Source organism: Acinetobacter sp. G18 (assembly GCF_052660225.1).
In genome coordinates this window covers 3,876,912-3,890,204 of record NZ_CP109658.1, presented here as the reverse complement: position 1 = coordinate 3,890,204, position 13,293 = coordinate 3,876,912, and the positions used below count along the sequence as shown (strand labels likewise).

General features: G+C 38.8%; 14 protein-coding genes. 7 read left to right on the top strand and 7 right to left on the bottom strand.

Features of this window, described 5'->3' with window-relative positions:
• Nucleotides 1-670: 670 nt before the first annotated feature.
• The 5 genes from rpmH (at nt 671) to mnmE (ending at nt 4,771) form a co-directional block, all read left to right on the top strand.
• On the top strand, nt 671-805 hold the full coding sequence (gene rpmH / locus NE363_RS18405; RefSeq protein ID WP_000831329.1) for a 50S ribosomal protein L34: 135 nt from the start codon (nt 671-673) through the stop codon (nt 803-805).
• Between the two features lie 29 nt (nt 806-834).
• Entirely contained in the window at nt 835-1,227 is a 393-nt protein-coding gene (rnpA, locus tag NE363_RS18400; protein WP_004706196.1) for a ribonuclease P protein component, read from the top strand.
• A gap of 10 nt (nt 1,228-1,237) precedes the next feature.
• On the top strand, nt 1,238-1,558 hold the full coding sequence (gene yidD / locus NE363_RS18395; RefSeq protein WP_004706194.1) for a membrane protein insertion efficiency factor YidD: 321 nt from the start codon (nt 1,238-1,240) through the stop codon (nt 1,556-1,558).
• 5 nt (nt 1,559-1,563) lie between these two features.
• Nucleotides 1,564-3,324 (top strand): membrane protein insertase YidC, encoded by a 1,761-nt coding sequence (gene yidC / locus NE363_RS18390; RefSeq protein ID WP_004706192.1) that lies wholly within the window; start codon nt 1,564-1,566, stop codon nt 3,322-3,324.
• 91 nt (nt 3,325-3,415) lie between these two features.
• Complete coding sequence (gene mnmE, locus NE363_RS18385) at nt 3,416-4,771, top strand: tRNA uridine-5-carboxymethylaminomethyl(34) synthesis GTPase MnmE (protein ID WP_004706190.1); 1,356 nt, start codon at nt 3,416-3,418, stop codon at nt 4,769-4,771.
• Between the two features lie 46 nt (nt 4,772-4,817).
• Here mnmE and NE363_RS18380 read toward each other — a convergent pair whose 3' ends face one another.
• Nucleotides 4,818-5,081: a metal/formaldehyde-sensitive transcriptional repressor gene (locus tag NE363_RS18380; protein ID WP_004706188.1), complete on the bottom strand. Its 264-nt coding sequence runs from the start codon at nt 5,079-5,081 to the stop codon at nt 4,818-4,820.
• Nucleotides 5,082-5,322: 241 nt separating this feature from the next.
• Here NE363_RS18380 and NE363_RS18375 point away from each other — a divergent pair, with 241 nt between their 5' ends.
• Nucleotides 5,323-6,021: a DsbC family protein gene (locus tag NE363_RS18375; protein ID WP_004706186.1), complete on the top strand. Its 699-nt coding sequence runs from the start codon at nt 5,323-5,325 to the stop codon at nt 6,019-6,021.
• Between the two features lie 50 nt (nt 6,022-6,071).
• Here the strand turns inward: NE363_RS18375 and NE363_RS18370 are convergent, their stop codons facing one another.
• The 6 genes from NE363_RS18370 to NE363_RS18345 form a co-directional block, all read right to left on the bottom strand.
• The gene (locus NE363_RS18370; protein WP_004706183.1) at nt 6,072-6,323 is read right to left on the bottom strand and encodes a GlsB/YeaQ/YmgE family stress response membrane protein; all 252 of its coding nucleotides are present in this window, start codon (nt 6,321-6,323) and stop codon (nt 6,072-6,074) included.
• Nucleotides 6,324-6,495: 172 nt separating this feature from the next.
• On the bottom strand, nt 6,496-7,023 hold the full coding sequence (gene hpt / locus NE363_RS18365; protein ID WP_000214980.1) for a hypoxanthine phosphoribosyltransferase: 528 nt from the start codon (nt 7,021-7,023) through the stop codon (nt 6,496-6,498).
• A gap of 214 nt (nt 7,024-7,237) precedes the next feature.
• Complete coding sequence (gene guaD, locus NE363_RS18360; RefSeq protein ID WP_445535590.1) at nt 7,238-8,563, bottom strand: guanine deaminase; 1,326 nt, start codon at nt 8,561-8,563, stop codon at nt 7,238-7,240.
• A 56-nt stretch (nt 8,564-8,619) separates the two neighbouring features.
• Nucleotides 8,620-9,675, bottom strand: coding sequence for a Rieske 2Fe-2S domain-containing protein (locus tag NE363_RS18355; RefSeq protein ID WP_445535589.1), 1,056 nt, complete (start codon nt 9,673-9,675; stop codon nt 8,620-8,622).
• A 297-nt stretch (nt 9,676-9,972) separates the two neighbouring features.
• Nucleotides 9,973-10,929: a TerC family protein gene (locus tag NE363_RS18350; protein ID WP_445535588.1), complete on the bottom strand. Its 957-nt coding sequence runs from the start codon at nt 10,927-10,929 to the stop codon at nt 9,973-9,975.
• 317 nt (nt 10,930-11,246) lie between these two features.
• On the bottom strand, nt 11,247-11,843 hold the full coding sequence (locus NE363_RS18345; RefSeq protein ID WP_004706173.1) for an undecaprenyl-diphosphatase: 597 nt from the start codon (nt 11,841-11,843) through the stop codon (nt 11,247-11,249).
• Between the two features lie 136 nt (nt 11,844-11,979).
• Between NE363_RS18345 and NE363_RS18340 the strand changes: the two genes are divergently transcribed.
• Entirely contained in the window at nt 11,980-13,230 is a 1,251-nt protein-coding gene (locus tag NE363_RS18340) for a low temperature requirement protein A (RefSeq protein WP_348902177.1), read from the top strand.
• Nucleotides 13,231-13,293 lie beyond the last annotated feature (63 nt).

Below are 13,293 nucleotides of genomic sequence, written 5' to 3'. Positions count from 1 at the left end.
GTGTATCCCCTATGTCTGCGTTTTAAATTCAAATCATTTAAAGATTAACCCTTCCTGATAAGAAGGGGTCGCCATTCTACCCAAGTTATCCACATCTGTCATGACGATTTCAGTTGATTTTGTCTAAAAAGAAAACTCTTGTGAATAAATTTAAATTCAAAACCAATTGTGAATAACTTTTTGCACATCCTGTGGATAAATTAACACATAAACTTATCCACAATCTATAAAGTTAATAAAAACAGAGTTATCAACAACTCAAATATATGTTTTTTAAATTTAAAACTACGAAATCCACAGAAAAAGTCCACACTAATAAGAATAAATTTAAATTTTAAAATTTGAATTTATTTAATAGGGTTACATCAAATTGTGGATAACTAAAAAATATGAATTTAAATTCAAATATACCAAACTAGAACCACTTTGACATCTTGGTTTGTTGATAAGTATGTAAATAAGAAGTGTATATCTTGAAAGTCTCAATAAAAATAAACAATTACTTTGTGTATAACTTTTAAGTAAGAAAAAGTAGCTAAATATAAACAGAAGGTAGGAAAGTAAAAATTTGACTTAAATACAAAACTTTCTCGGTTTTTCATTGACAGCGTAAACATTGCACAATAAAATCGCGGACCTTTATAGAAAGATCATTTTTGGGAGTTTCAATATGAAACGTACTTTCCAACCATCTGAATTAAAGCGTAAGCGCGTTCATGGTTTCCGTGCTCGTATGGCAACTAAAGCTGGTCGTCAAGTTTTAGCTCGTCGTCGTGCAAAAGGTCGTCATAGCTTAACTGTTTAATTACTGTTAGCTGACCAGACTTGGGTGTGATGGCACTTTACAGTTTTAGCACAGATCGTCGTGTACGCTGTGCTGCAGATTATAAAAGTGTATTTGATGGTGCGCTTTTTAAAGTGCATCAGCCCCATTTTTTATTTCTTGCAAAATTCACCGAACAGCCTAATAGCCGTTTGGGTATTGTCGTTGCTAAGAAAAAAGTGCGCCGTGCGCATGAAAGAAATCGAATAAAGCGTCTTGCCCGTGAGAGCTTTCGTCTTAATCAGCCGAAATTTGGGTTAGACATAGATGTTGTTGTAATGCCTAAAGTTGGTATTGAAACGATTACGAATGCTGAGCTATATCAACAATTAGATTTTGCTTGGCAAAAATTACAACGCTTGGCAAAAAAACATTCTAAAGTTGTCCCAACCTCGCAGAACTAAGAGATGACCAATGGTTCGTATTTTGCGTTGGTTGATTCGTCTGTATCAAATTGCGATTAGTCCGCTTCTTGGACCCCGTTGTCGTTATATTCCAACTTGTTCCCAATATGCGATAGAAGCATTACAAACTCATGGTGCAATTAAAGGCGTTTGGTTATCTTCTAAACGTATTTGCCGTTGTCATCCATGGGGAGGCTCCGGATATGATCCGGTACCGCCAAAAGCAATTCGTTTTATTTCGTTTCATCAAATAGATTCTCAAACGCATCATGTTGCTGTACCCTTTCGTGATCGTTTAATGAAGCAAAATCTCTCTAACCATTTGGGGTAATAGATATGCAACAATGGGCCAGGTTTGCAATTCTCGGGGCCATGTTTGTCACCGCATATTTGCTCATTTTGGCTTGGCAAAAAGATTATGGAAATGCTGCAACTGCACCGCAACAACAAGCGGCGGCTGTAAGTTCGCATGAAGTATCTGCTGATTTGCCAAATGCCAAAACTGCAACAGTGGCTTCCGATGTGCCACAAGCAAATATTGCGCAGTCACAAACCACAGATGCAACTGCACCTGTGAATCAACAGCTTATTTCAGTACAAACTGACCTTTACCATATTTGGATTAATCCAAAAGGTGGTGATATTGTTCGTATTGAATTACTCTCTCACGACAAAAGCAAAGACAGTAATCAACCTTTTGTTATGCTTGAAAATGATGCCAAGCGTACATATGTTGCTCAATCTGGCTTAATTGGTTTGAATGGACCAGACAGTAGTCGTGGTGGTCGTCCGTTATATGCGGTTGAAAAAACATCATATACTTTGGCTGATGCTAAAGGTGTACAAGATCAAAAGGGTCAAGCTGAAAAAGTTTTAAACGTTCCTATGGTATTTAAAACACCAGAAGGCGTTGAAATTATTAAAACTTTCACCTTTACTCAAGGTCAGTATCCGATTGTTGTAAGCCATCAAGTCATTAACCGTAGCCAACAAAATTGGCAAGGTCAGATGTTTGGACAATTAAAGCGCGATAACTCTGAGGATCCTGGTAAGTCTTCTCAAGGTATTTTCACACTAGGAACTTTCTTAGGTGGAGCATGGGGTACGCCTGATTCACACTATAACAAGCTTAAATTTGCTAATTTCTCAGAAGAAAAAGTAAATACTGAAGCTAAAGGTGGATGGGTTGCGATTGTTCAGCATTATTTCGTTAGTGCTTGGATTCCTGGAAATCTTAAACTGACCCAAGCAAATGGTCAGCCTTATGTTGCGAAGCTTGAATCTCGTCAGTCTGCGGATCATATGAATATTATTGGCTTTACGTCGCCAGTAATTAATGTTCCAGCTGGCACTTCAATGGAAGTAGATGCGAAGCTTTATTCAGGTCCAAAAGTACAATCTGAATTAAAAGATTTGGCTGTAGGTTTAAACCAGACTGTTGACTATGGTTGGTTATGGCCAATTGCCAAGTTGTTGTTCTTAGGTCTTCAATTCTTCCATAGCATTGTAGGCAACTGGGGATGGTCGATCATCTTGCTTACCATTATGGTGAAGATGATTTTGTGGCCTTTATCTTCAAAAAGTTATCGTTCTATGGCGAAAATGCGTGTGATTGCACCAGAAATGCAACGCATGAAAGAAGAGTTCGGTGAAGACCGTATGCGCTTCTCGCAAGAAATGATGGCACTTTATAAACGTGAACAAGTTAACCCACTGTCAGGTTGCTTACCATTATTGCTACAAATGCCAATTTTCCTTGCTTTGTACTGGGTACTCATGGAAAGTGTGGAATTGCGTCATGCGCCATGGTTAGGCTGGATTCAAGACTTGTCAGCAATGGATCCTTGGTTCATCTTGCCATTAATTATGGGTGCGACAATGTTTGCTCAGCAAATGTTGAACCCGCAACCTGCTGATCCAATGCAAGCGAAAGTATTCCGCATTATGCCGATTATGTTCACGGTATTTATGTTGTTCTTCCCTGCGGGTCTGGTGTTGTACTGGATTGTGAACAACAGTATTACTATTTTACAGCAGTCGTTTATTAACAAGAGTGTTGCGAAAAGTCGTCTAAACAAGACTGAATCAGCATCTTAAACGTTGAACTTTTGCTGAATCAATCCGCTTAAGATGGTAATCTTAAGCGGATTTTTCTTTGGCTGTATTTTGGGTTTTTTAGGTGAGTAATATGCAAAGTCAAACCACAATTGCCGCAATTGCAACGCCACCCGGGCGTGGTGGAGTGGGCGTGATTCGCTTATCTGGACCTAAGGCCTATGAAATTGCTCAAAAGCTAACGCAAAAAAACTTGCCTGAAGCACGCATGGCTGGTTTCCGTAAGTTTTATGATGTAGATGGAAGCATCATGGATGAAGGGATAGTTTTGTGCTTTCCAAATCCGCACTCCTTTACTGGTGAAGATGTTGTCGAGTTACAAGGTCACGGCGGTCCAGTTATTCAAAATGCCTTGCTTGGTCGTTTATTTGAGCTTGGTGCAATTGCTGCAAAAGCTGGTGAATTCTCCATGCGAGCTTTTGAAAATGGCAAAATGGACTTGGTACAAGCTGAAGCGATTGCGGATTTGATTGATGCGACTTCGCAAGCTGCGGCTCGTTCGGCAGTCCGTTCTTTACAAGGCGCCTTTTCAACAAAAATTAATACAGTTTTAGAAAAACTGATCCATTTACGATTGCATGTAGAAGCTGCAATTGATTTTCCTGAAGAGGAAATTGATTTCTTAGCAGATGGTAAGATTTTAGCTTTACTGGAAGATGTTCAGCAGTCAGTACATGCAGTTCAAACATCTGCACGACAAGGACAACTTTTGCGTGAAGGTTTGCAAGTTGTGATTGCGGGTAAACCGAATGCGGGTAAATCAAGCTTGTTAAATGCACTTGCTGGTGTAGAACGAGCGATTGTGACCGATATTGCTGGTACTACTCGCGATGTTTTGCATGAAAAAATTAGCTTAAATGGCTTACCAATCACTTTAACAGACACTGCTGGCCTTCGTGAAACGGGAGATGTGGTCGAAAAAGAAGGGATTCGCAGAGCAATCAAGGAAATTGAACAAGCTGATTTATTGCTGTTGGTTTACGACTTAAATCAAGGTGATGACCCATTACAACTCGCTCAAGAATATTTTGCTGAACATATTGAGCCTCGGCGCTTAATGTTAATTGGTAATAAATGCGACTTAACCGGTCAATTAGCCGAAATCACTGATTTTCAGGGGTTCCGTCATATTACAGTTTCTGCAAAACAAGAGATGGGTGTACAAGGCCTCGTAGATGCGATTACAGCGCATGCAGGTTTTCACCCTGAGGAAGATACGTTTATTGCAAGAACACGCCATTTAGACGCAATGAAGCGCACACAGCTCTATCTTTCAGAAGCACGTGAGCAACTTGTTGTATTTAACGCTGGTGAGCTTGTTGCCGAGTCATTACGCCTTGCTCAAAATGCTTTAGGTGAAATTACAGGCGACTTTAGCGCTGACGACCTATTAGGCAAAATCTTTGGTTCTTTCTGTATTGGAAAATAATAAAAAAACTGGATGATGTAGAGTGCTATGTCATCCAGTAATTTCCTTAGCCGTATCTCTTTAAAACTTTTAAAAATTCCTCTAACTCATTTTGATCAACTTCTGCACCTTGAAGTACATGGTGGTGTAAGTGTTGTTCCATCAATTCACTCATTAAACCGTTTATTGCACCTTTGATCGCTGCAACTTGCTGCAAAATATCGATGCATGAGGATTCTGGTTGTTCTATCGCATTTTCGATGCTGTTGATTTGCCCTTTTAGTCGTTTTACACGATTAAGAATTTTTTTATCCTGACCAATGTGACTCATCTGTTTTCTCTTAATAATTCAATATACTGGTAGGGAGTATATTGGGTTTAAATGTTATGCACGGCTATAGTGTATCACGTCATGATCAAAATCAGATTGAGAAAGCTTTTAAAAGCTGTTTATGTTCCACGTGAAACATTGGATTAAGTAAGTGGGAGTTTGGTTATAACTCGTAATCAGCTCTGTTTTCAAAAGATGAACTGATTAAAATAATATTCTTTCCTCTCTATGAGTCGGTTTTATGCTTAAAAAATTAGGAATATTGGCATTATTTAGCTTAACTACAAGTTTGAGTTTCGCTAATGTGGATACTGTTAGGGAAAATATTAAAAAACAATATCCTAATTTGAAAATTAGCAATATTCAGAAAACTGAAATGCCCGGACTATATAGTGCTAATCTGGATCAACAAATCATTTACCTTGGTGAAGATGGTCAGCATATGTTGGTAGGTTCTATGATTCGCTTAAAAGATCAGAAGAATTTAACCAAAGACTTAGTTTTAGGGCAGAATTCAATTGATTGGAAACAATTGCCTTTAAAAGATGCTATTAAAACAGTTAAAGGTAATGGTCAGCATGTTTTAGCGGTATTTTCTGACCCAAACTGTCCTTACTGTAAAAAGCTCGAACCTGAGCTAGATAAGCTTAAAGACGTAACAATTTACACGTTTATCTATCCTTTAAAACCTCAGTCTATTGTCGTTTCCAGACAAGTTTGGTGTGCACCAAACCAATCATACTCTTGGAAAAAGCTAATTGAACAAGGTGTTAAACCAACGGTTGCGAGCTGCACAAACCCAATTGACCGAAACTTGGAGCTTGGAAGAAAATTAGGTTTTAATGCTACTCCTACTCTGATTTTTGCAAACGGTTTTAAATTAGTAGGTGCAAGGTCTGCTGAAGAAATTCAGGAAGTCTGGAAAGAGTTAGGTCTATAAAGATATTAAAAAAGCACCATAGGGTGCTTTTTTTATGAATGAACTAAAGTTTAGCTTTTTCGTGCAATCAAATTGTAAATAAACAAAATAATGACTGCACCAATTACGGAAGCGATAAAGCCCGCAGCTGAATTTTCTCCGTAAAAGCCAAGTAAGCGACCACCATAAGTGGCTAGAAGTGAACCTGCAATACCAATTAAAGTGGTAACGATAAAACCTGCTTTGTCATCACCTGGATGCAAAGCACGAGCGATTAAGCCAGCGAAGAAACCAACCACAATAGCAACAATAAGTGACCACATATTTGTTCTCCAGTTGTTTTTTTGATGAAGTTAATGATTTTGCTTCATATTCTATCGTGCGACAGAGCTGTCTATTTTGTCTGTAGCAGATTGCGACTTTTTGTGTCTTTTTTGTTCAAAGATAAAACCTTATATAAAAAAATAGCACCTTATGGTGCTATTTTTATGAAATTTATAGGCCAATTTCACCAATAAAAGGCAAATGGCGATATTTTTGATCGTAATCTAGGCCATAGCCCACAATAAACTTATCTTCAACTTCAAAACCCAAAAATTTAACTTCGAGATCAATTTCACGGCGAGACGGTTTGCTTACTAATGTGCACAATTGAATCGAATTTGGCTCGCGAGTTTGCAACATTTCCACAACTTTGCTTAAGGTGTTGCCTGAGTCGATGATGTCTTCAACCACTAGTACATCTTTACCGCGAATTTCACCGTCAAGATCTTTTAAGATTTTAACATCTCGGCTTGAAGTGGTACCACCGCCGTAGCTAGACACTGTCATAAAGTCGAGTTCGTGTGGTTTGGTAATGGTACGGCATAAGTCTGCCATAAAAATAACAGAACCACGAAGTAGACCAATCAGAACCAATTCTTTATCACTATTTGCATAGTGAGAATTGATTTGCTCGCCGAGCTCTTTGACTTTTGCTTGAATTTCTTCGGTTGAAATCATGATGCTCATTGCAACAGTCATGGCAGATTCCTACAAGATATAAAAGAAAAAATAAAAAAGGTGTTGACCTGCAACACCTCGAAAATTTGAGTTAATGGTAAAATTTTAAAGCAAAATGACGTTTCATGCACCCTTTGAAGGAGCTGAAATTTTATGATTTTGCTGAATATGTCGATCACACTTTAATACAAGAGCACATATTCCAAATAATAACAAAAACTTAACAATGCCTTTTTTACTGGGCTATTTCTTTTTGATAAGCACGTTTTCCATAAACATAAGTTGCCTCAATATTACGGTCATCACCTAAAGTGAATAATGCAAACAACGAATCTTCAACAGATTTGGATTTAGACTGACGAAGTTGCTGTAGTGCAGTTGGCTTAAGGTTAAGTACAACAAAGTCTGCTTCTTTACCGATGTTGAAATTGCCTAACTTATCCTGCAAATCAAGCGCTTTTGCTCCGCCTAGCGTGGCATGATAGAGCGCTTCATAAGCTGAAAGTTTATCACCCTGTAACTGTTGGACCTTATAAGCCTCGTTAACAGTTTGCAGTAAACTAAACGATGTACCCGCGCCTATGTCTGTCCCCAAACCTACTTTCACTTGTTTTTCCCAAGTTTTTTTCAATGGGAATAAACCACTTCCCAAGAACAGGTTTGAGGTTGGGCAAAATGCGATAGCCGACTGCGTATCATGCATACATTGCCATTCTTCATCTTCTAAGTGAACACAATGAGCAAACACGGAGCGTTTACCAGTTAGACCATAATGTTGATAAACATCTAAGTAGCCCGTTTGTTCAGGAAATAAAGATTTCACCCAAGCAATTTCATCTTTATTTTCACTTAAATGTGTATGTATATAAACATCTGGAAACTCTTGTTTTAACTGCCCTGCTCTTTCTAACTGTTCAGGTGTAGACGTTGGTGCAAAACGTGGTGTAATCGCATACAGAGCACGACCCTTACCATGCCATTTCTCAATGAGTGCTTTGGTGTCGCTGTAAGCCGTTTCTGGCGTATCACAAAGCGCTTCAGGAGCATTGCGGTCCATGAGTACCTTACCGGCAATTAAACGCATCTGAACGCGTTCTGCGGCTTCAAATAAGGCATCAACAGACTCGGGGTGAACTGTACAGAAAACGAGGGCTGTGGTTGTACCGTGTTTTAATAGCTCTTGAACAAAGAACTGGGCAATTTCACTTGCGTATGCTTTGTCTTGAAACTGGATTTCAGTGGGGAATGTATAGGTATTGAGCCAACTTAGAAGTTGTTCGCCGTAAGCTCCTACCATTTCAGTTTGCGGAAAATGAATATGGGTATCAATAAAGCCGGGTACAATCAATTGTTCTGGGTAATGTTGAACCTCAACTCCAGCAGGAAGATGCTGTTGAGCGTCTGCCCATGCACCAAACCATTTGATTTTTCCATGTTCACTAATCAATACACCATCTTCTAAATAACGCACTTGATTTGGAATATCAGTTGGCTTAGAGACGGTTTGCTGAATATCTAAAAAACGACCACGCACAACGGTGGTATTTGCGATCAATGACATGGAAAGCCTTTATATTTTCACTTTTTTCGATTGATTGTACCCCACTTAGCCAATATTTAAACGGTATAACGTTTACTTAGTCCCCATTCAGCCAAAATCCGTCGATAAGTCGTTGATGAACGGTCTGCTTCAAAATGTGCTTCCATCATTAAATCAAGTGGCAGGTCTTCCGGCTTTTGTGATTCGACCATGTCTTGGTCTTCAGCAAAAATTTGCGCATTGAATGCATATACTTTTTCTAGATCCCCTGTTTGGTCAAAGTTACGGGTGAGTGGAACAAATAAACGGGTTTTATTGCTAGAGATAGGACAGCAGGCATTTAAGATTTTTAAGACCCCATCTTCTGGGAAATCGACCGTAAGCACAGCTGAAAAAGGCGGATAGACATCAAAGGTACGCTTCCATAAAAAACCTTCTGGTTCGAGATGTTTTAGCTCATGTGGATAGTTACTGACATTGCTGATATAGACCGTTTTTAAGCCGTAGCTGGTACGTTCTGTGTGATATTTTGGTACGACAGGATTCTCTCGATTCGCAAAAGCATTGTGATGTACCCAAGCAAAATGAGCGACATCGATAAACCCTTCAAGTTGACGTCCGCTAGAACCGCCAATATCGACAAAAGGCGGTAAAATTGATTGATGCTCTGCATGGTCCCAAGTATCTAGTACAGGAATATTGGCTTGAGTAATATCACGACCATGAATACTGGTCCAAATCAGGCCATATCGTTCAACAACTGGAAATTTGGTAAGAGAAAAACGATCAGAAATTTTGGTTAACTCAGGTTGAGCTGGTATTTGGGTACATTTCCCTTCGGTGTTATAGCGCAGACCATGATAAGGACACACAATTTCTTCACCATCGACCCAACCTTTGGTTAATGGAACCCCACGATGTGGGCAAATGTCTCGAACCAGATGAATTTCACCACTTTCTGTCTTATACAAGGCCATATTGACGTCTAGTAATGTAACTCGTTGAGGTGCTGTGGAGACATCTTGAATACGCGCAACTGGATACCAGTGAGTAGATAAAATTTCCCAATCTTTTGCTTCAAAGCTGCTGTTACACGGCATTGCAAGTGGCGTTAAAGTTGGAATCGCATTCATGGCATCTCTCCTTAAAAAAATCAGGGCTCTTTCGAGCCCCTAAAATCTAGGCTTTTTTCTTTTTAGGAGATGCAAAGAGCTTGCCAATATTGATTTTTAATAAAGAAATTAAGAGTAAAATTATTAAAATACATAATTTTATGGAATTTTATTTTTGAATTTTTGTTCTAAATTAGATTTGAAAATGAAAGTTCATTATGCGTTTTATACTTAAAGTGCACTGATTGATTGCAAGAAAGACCCAATAAAAAAGCACTTTAAAAGTGCTTTTTTATGTAGATCCCTTGATAGGATGAATTAAGACTGCAATTGCTTTTTGTTGTGTCGTAAAGAGAGGTAAGCCGTGATTGCTAACACTATTACGATAAAGCTTAACGAGATCCAGATTGGCATGTGGAATACATCAAGCAACAACATTTTCGCGCCAATGAACAATAAGATGATGCCTAAACCGTATGGCAAGTAATGCAATTTAGATGCAGCGCCAGCAAGCAAGAAGAACATTGCGCGTAAGCCTAAAATTGCCATTAAGTTCGCTGTTAAAACAATAAACGGGTCGCTCGTTACCGCGAAAATAGCAGGAATAGAATCTACCGCGAAAATCACATCTGAAGCTTCAACCAAAATCAAAACTAGAAATAACGGCGTTACCCACAATAAACCATTTTGACGAACAAAGAATTTGTCACCATCAAGCTGTGGCGTAATACGCATGTGCTTACGTAGCCATTTTAAAATTTTGATGTCTTCGATATTGGTTTCTTCTTCTTGGCCCTTTAAGAACTTGAAGCCTGTATATACCAAGAACGCACCGAAAATATAAAGCACCCAAGAGAACTCTTGAACGAACCATGCACCAATGAAGATAAAAAGAGTACGCAGTACGATTGCGCCTAATACGCCGTAAAGCAAAATTTTACGTTGTAGTGCAGCTGGAATAGCAAATGCCGCAAAAATCATTAACCAGACGAAAACATTGTCAATTGCGAGGGACTTTTCAAGTAAGTAACCTGCGAAGTATTCCATGGTTTTTTGGTTTGCTAAGGTCACCCCAACTGTTTGTTGAAGATAAAGCCATAAACCACCACCAAATAAGGCTGCGACGCTTACCCATGCCACACTCCAGTAAGCAGCTTGCTTAATTGAGACATCTTGACCTTGTTTTTGCTTAAAGCCCAAGAAATCAACCAAAAGCATGACAATGACTATGCCAAAGAATGCTACGTACAGCCATAAATTGCCGATTGTTTCCATAAATCCTCCATACATCCGGCAATTGGGCATAAAAAAACCTCGACCAGTTGCCAGATGAATTAAACATCTGTATCAACATGATCAAGGTCTTGCCTACATCATGAATTTCACGATGCTCAGATACCGACTTTTTAATAAAAGTGTATTGACGATATCTGACACATAACATTGCTGTTATGTTTGGAGGAGGCTACTCCCCTTGTCAAACTAAATTCTTTATTGGATAAAACCTATCCAATTACACATAGAATGGCAGATTTTTTTGTATTACGCAACTGAACTTAATGTCGTAGTGGGAATACCAAAATTTCTACGAATTATTTAATCAAACCGCGGTCTAAAAGCGGTTTGCATATAATTTGGTAAAGGTGAATAAAGAATGCGGTCAAACTTGTACCGTAAGCATTCCAGAAGTAATAACCTGCCGTATTGACCAGAAGCGCGACAATAAAAGCCCCCAGCATGTCTAAAGGGAAATGCACACCTAAATAAATACGTGACCACGCTACCACAAATGACAAAAATAACAGAATGATGCCAATCATTTTGCGCTGAGCAAACAAATAAGACAGGGCTATGGTGCTGAAAATCAGCATATGATTACTTGGAAAAGATGCTGTTGGTGCATGTTCAATAAACGTGGTGCCCACACCCATCACAAATGGTCTTGGATGATGATAAAACAGAGAAATAACATAACCCACTAAAAGTGATATGCAGGTTAAAAAGACAGATTTAATGACCCTATTTTTTAAATCTTGATCGCCGTAGAACCATAAAAATGTAAGAATGAATAAAAGAATATAGAGGAGATCATTAGCAAAAAAGATAGCAAGGCGAATGATAAATTGACTCGCATCCTGAGCACCATTTATGACATGGAATAAGCTAAGGTTGAGTGTTTCTAAAGACATTCATATTCCAAACAAGAACAAAAAACGTGGGCTATGATAAAGAATTAAGCCTGTTGTCTTGATAAAGAATTGTCACAAAAATGAAATATAGTTTGTTTGTGACTAAAGATTAAACAGCAGGTCTAGATATTTTTTAATGCGTGATCTGGACGTTAATATTAAAGTGTTAACGTGTTGGCACTTTATTCGAGAACGTTATTTTATGACTACTCAAGAAAAACAGAAAAAATTAAGTTTGAGGCCTTTATCTCCAAGAGATCCTAAACAGCCGCATAGAGCAGCAACTCCCCTCGAATTATTGTTCGATTTAATTTTTGTGGTCGCGATTGCAACAGCAGGTCAGCAGTTACACCATGCGATTATTGAAAATCATATCTGGCATGCGCTGCCAAGCTACCTGATGGTATTTTTTGCGCTATGGTGGGCATGGATGAATTTTTCATGGTTCGCCTCAGCTTACGATAATGATGATGCATTGTATCGATGCCTTACCTTTGTACAAATTGTAGGTTCATTGGTGATGGCCGCAGGTATTCCTGATGTGTTCCGTAGTCAGGACTTCGACATCATTATTGTGGGCTATGTGATTATGCGCTTGGCTTTAGTCACCCAGTGGCTCCGAGCAGCAAAACATGATCCTGAACGGCGAGTTACGGCTTACCGCTATGCGATAGGTATAGTCTTGGTACAAATTGGTTGGCTTGTAGCTAACTTTGCTCATGTCCTTTCTATACCTTTATTTTTATGTCTAGCTGTGCTCGAGTTATTTGTTCCAATCTATGCTGAAAAACATTCGCCTACGCCGTGGCATCCTCATCATATTGTAGAGCGCTATGCCCTCCTCACCATTATTGTTTTAGGCGAATCAATCGTAGGTAGTTTTAATGCGATACGTGATGCGCTTGCCGCTCAATCTATCAATATTCCTGCCGTTTTCTTAATGATTGGTGGATTGATGCTCATGTTTGCAATGTGGTGGGCTTACTTTGATCGCAGTGAACAGCATCATCATTTTAAAGGTGTACGCCCATTTGTATGGGGTTATGGTCATTATTTTGTTTTTGTTAGTATTGCTGCGGTAGGTGCTGCGCTTGCCGCCGCCGTGGATGTCACGACCCATCATGCACATATCTCTGATTTATATATGGGTGTGATTGTTGCTGTGAGTGTGGTGCTTTATACCACTTGTATATGGATGTTATACGAGTTTGAATGTTTAGCTGGAATTTCTAAATGGTTTTATCCTATTACTGCACTCATTATTTTATGTATTCCATTTATTTGTAATAACGTGGGGTATAGCGTGTTTGCGATGGGTATTGTCTATACGTTACGTTTATTCATCTCGAATAAATTAATAGAAGATATAGAGCCAAAGCAGGTTTAAAAACCATTAAACTAAAAAAACGGGTTTCAAACTGAAACCCGTTTTTTTATTAAATCATCTAGA

Bases quoted from the DNA above. Each gene is read 5' to 3' on its own strand.
- NE363_RS18345 (WP_004706173.1), bottom strand. From the start codon at position 11,843: ATGTCTTTAGAAACACTCAACCTTAGCTTATTCCATGTCATAAATGGT.
- NE363_RS18350 (WP_445535588.1), bottom strand. From the start codon at position 10,929: ATGGAAACAATCGGCAATTTATGGCTGTACGTAGCATTCTTTGGCATA.
- NE363_RS18380 (WP_004706188.1), bottom strand. From the start codon at position 5,081: ATGAGTCACATTGGTCAGGATAAAAAAATTCTTAATCGTGTAAAACGA.
- NE363_RS18355 (WP_445535589.1), bottom strand. From the start codon at position 9,675: ATGAATGCGATTCCAACTTTAACGCCACTTGCAATGCCGTGTAACAGC.
- NE363_RS18375 (WP_004706186.1), top strand. From the start codon at position 5,323: ATGCTTAAAAAATTAGGAATATTGGCATTATTTAGCTTAACTACAAGT.
- mnmE (WP_004706190.1), top strand. From the start codon at position 3,416: ATGCAAAGTCAAACCACAATTGCCGCAATTGCAACGCCACCCGGGCGT.
- yidD (WP_004706194.1), top strand. From the start codon at position 1,238: ATGGTTCGTATTTTGCGTTGGTTGATTCGTCTGTATCAAATTGCGATT.
- NE363_RS18340 (WP_348902177.1), top strand. From the start codon at position 11,980: ATGCGTGATCTGGACGTTAATATTAAAGTGTTAACGTGTTGGCACTTT.
- NE363_RS18370 (WP_004706183.1), bottom strand. From the start codon at position 6,323: ATGTGGTCACTTATTGTTGCTATTGTGGTTGGTTTCTTCGCTGGCTTA.
- rnpA (WP_004706196.1), top strand. From the start codon at position 835: ATGGCACTTTACAGTTTTAGCACAGATCGTCGTGTACGCTGTGCTGCA.
- hpt (WP_000214980.1), bottom strand. From the start codon at position 7,023: ATGACTGTTGCAATGAGCATCATGATTTCAACCGAAGAAATTCAAGCA.
- rpmH (WP_000831329.1), top strand. From the start codon at position 671: ATGAAACGTACTTTCCAACCATCTGAATTAAAGCGTAAGCGCGTTCAT.
- guaD (WP_445535590.1), bottom strand. From the start codon at position 8,563: ATGTCATTGATCGCAAATACCACCGTTGTGCGTGGTCGTTTTTTAGAT.
- yidC (WP_004706192.1), top strand. From the start codon at position 1,564: ATGCAACAATGGGCCAGGTTTGCAATTCTCGGGGCCATGTTTGTCACC.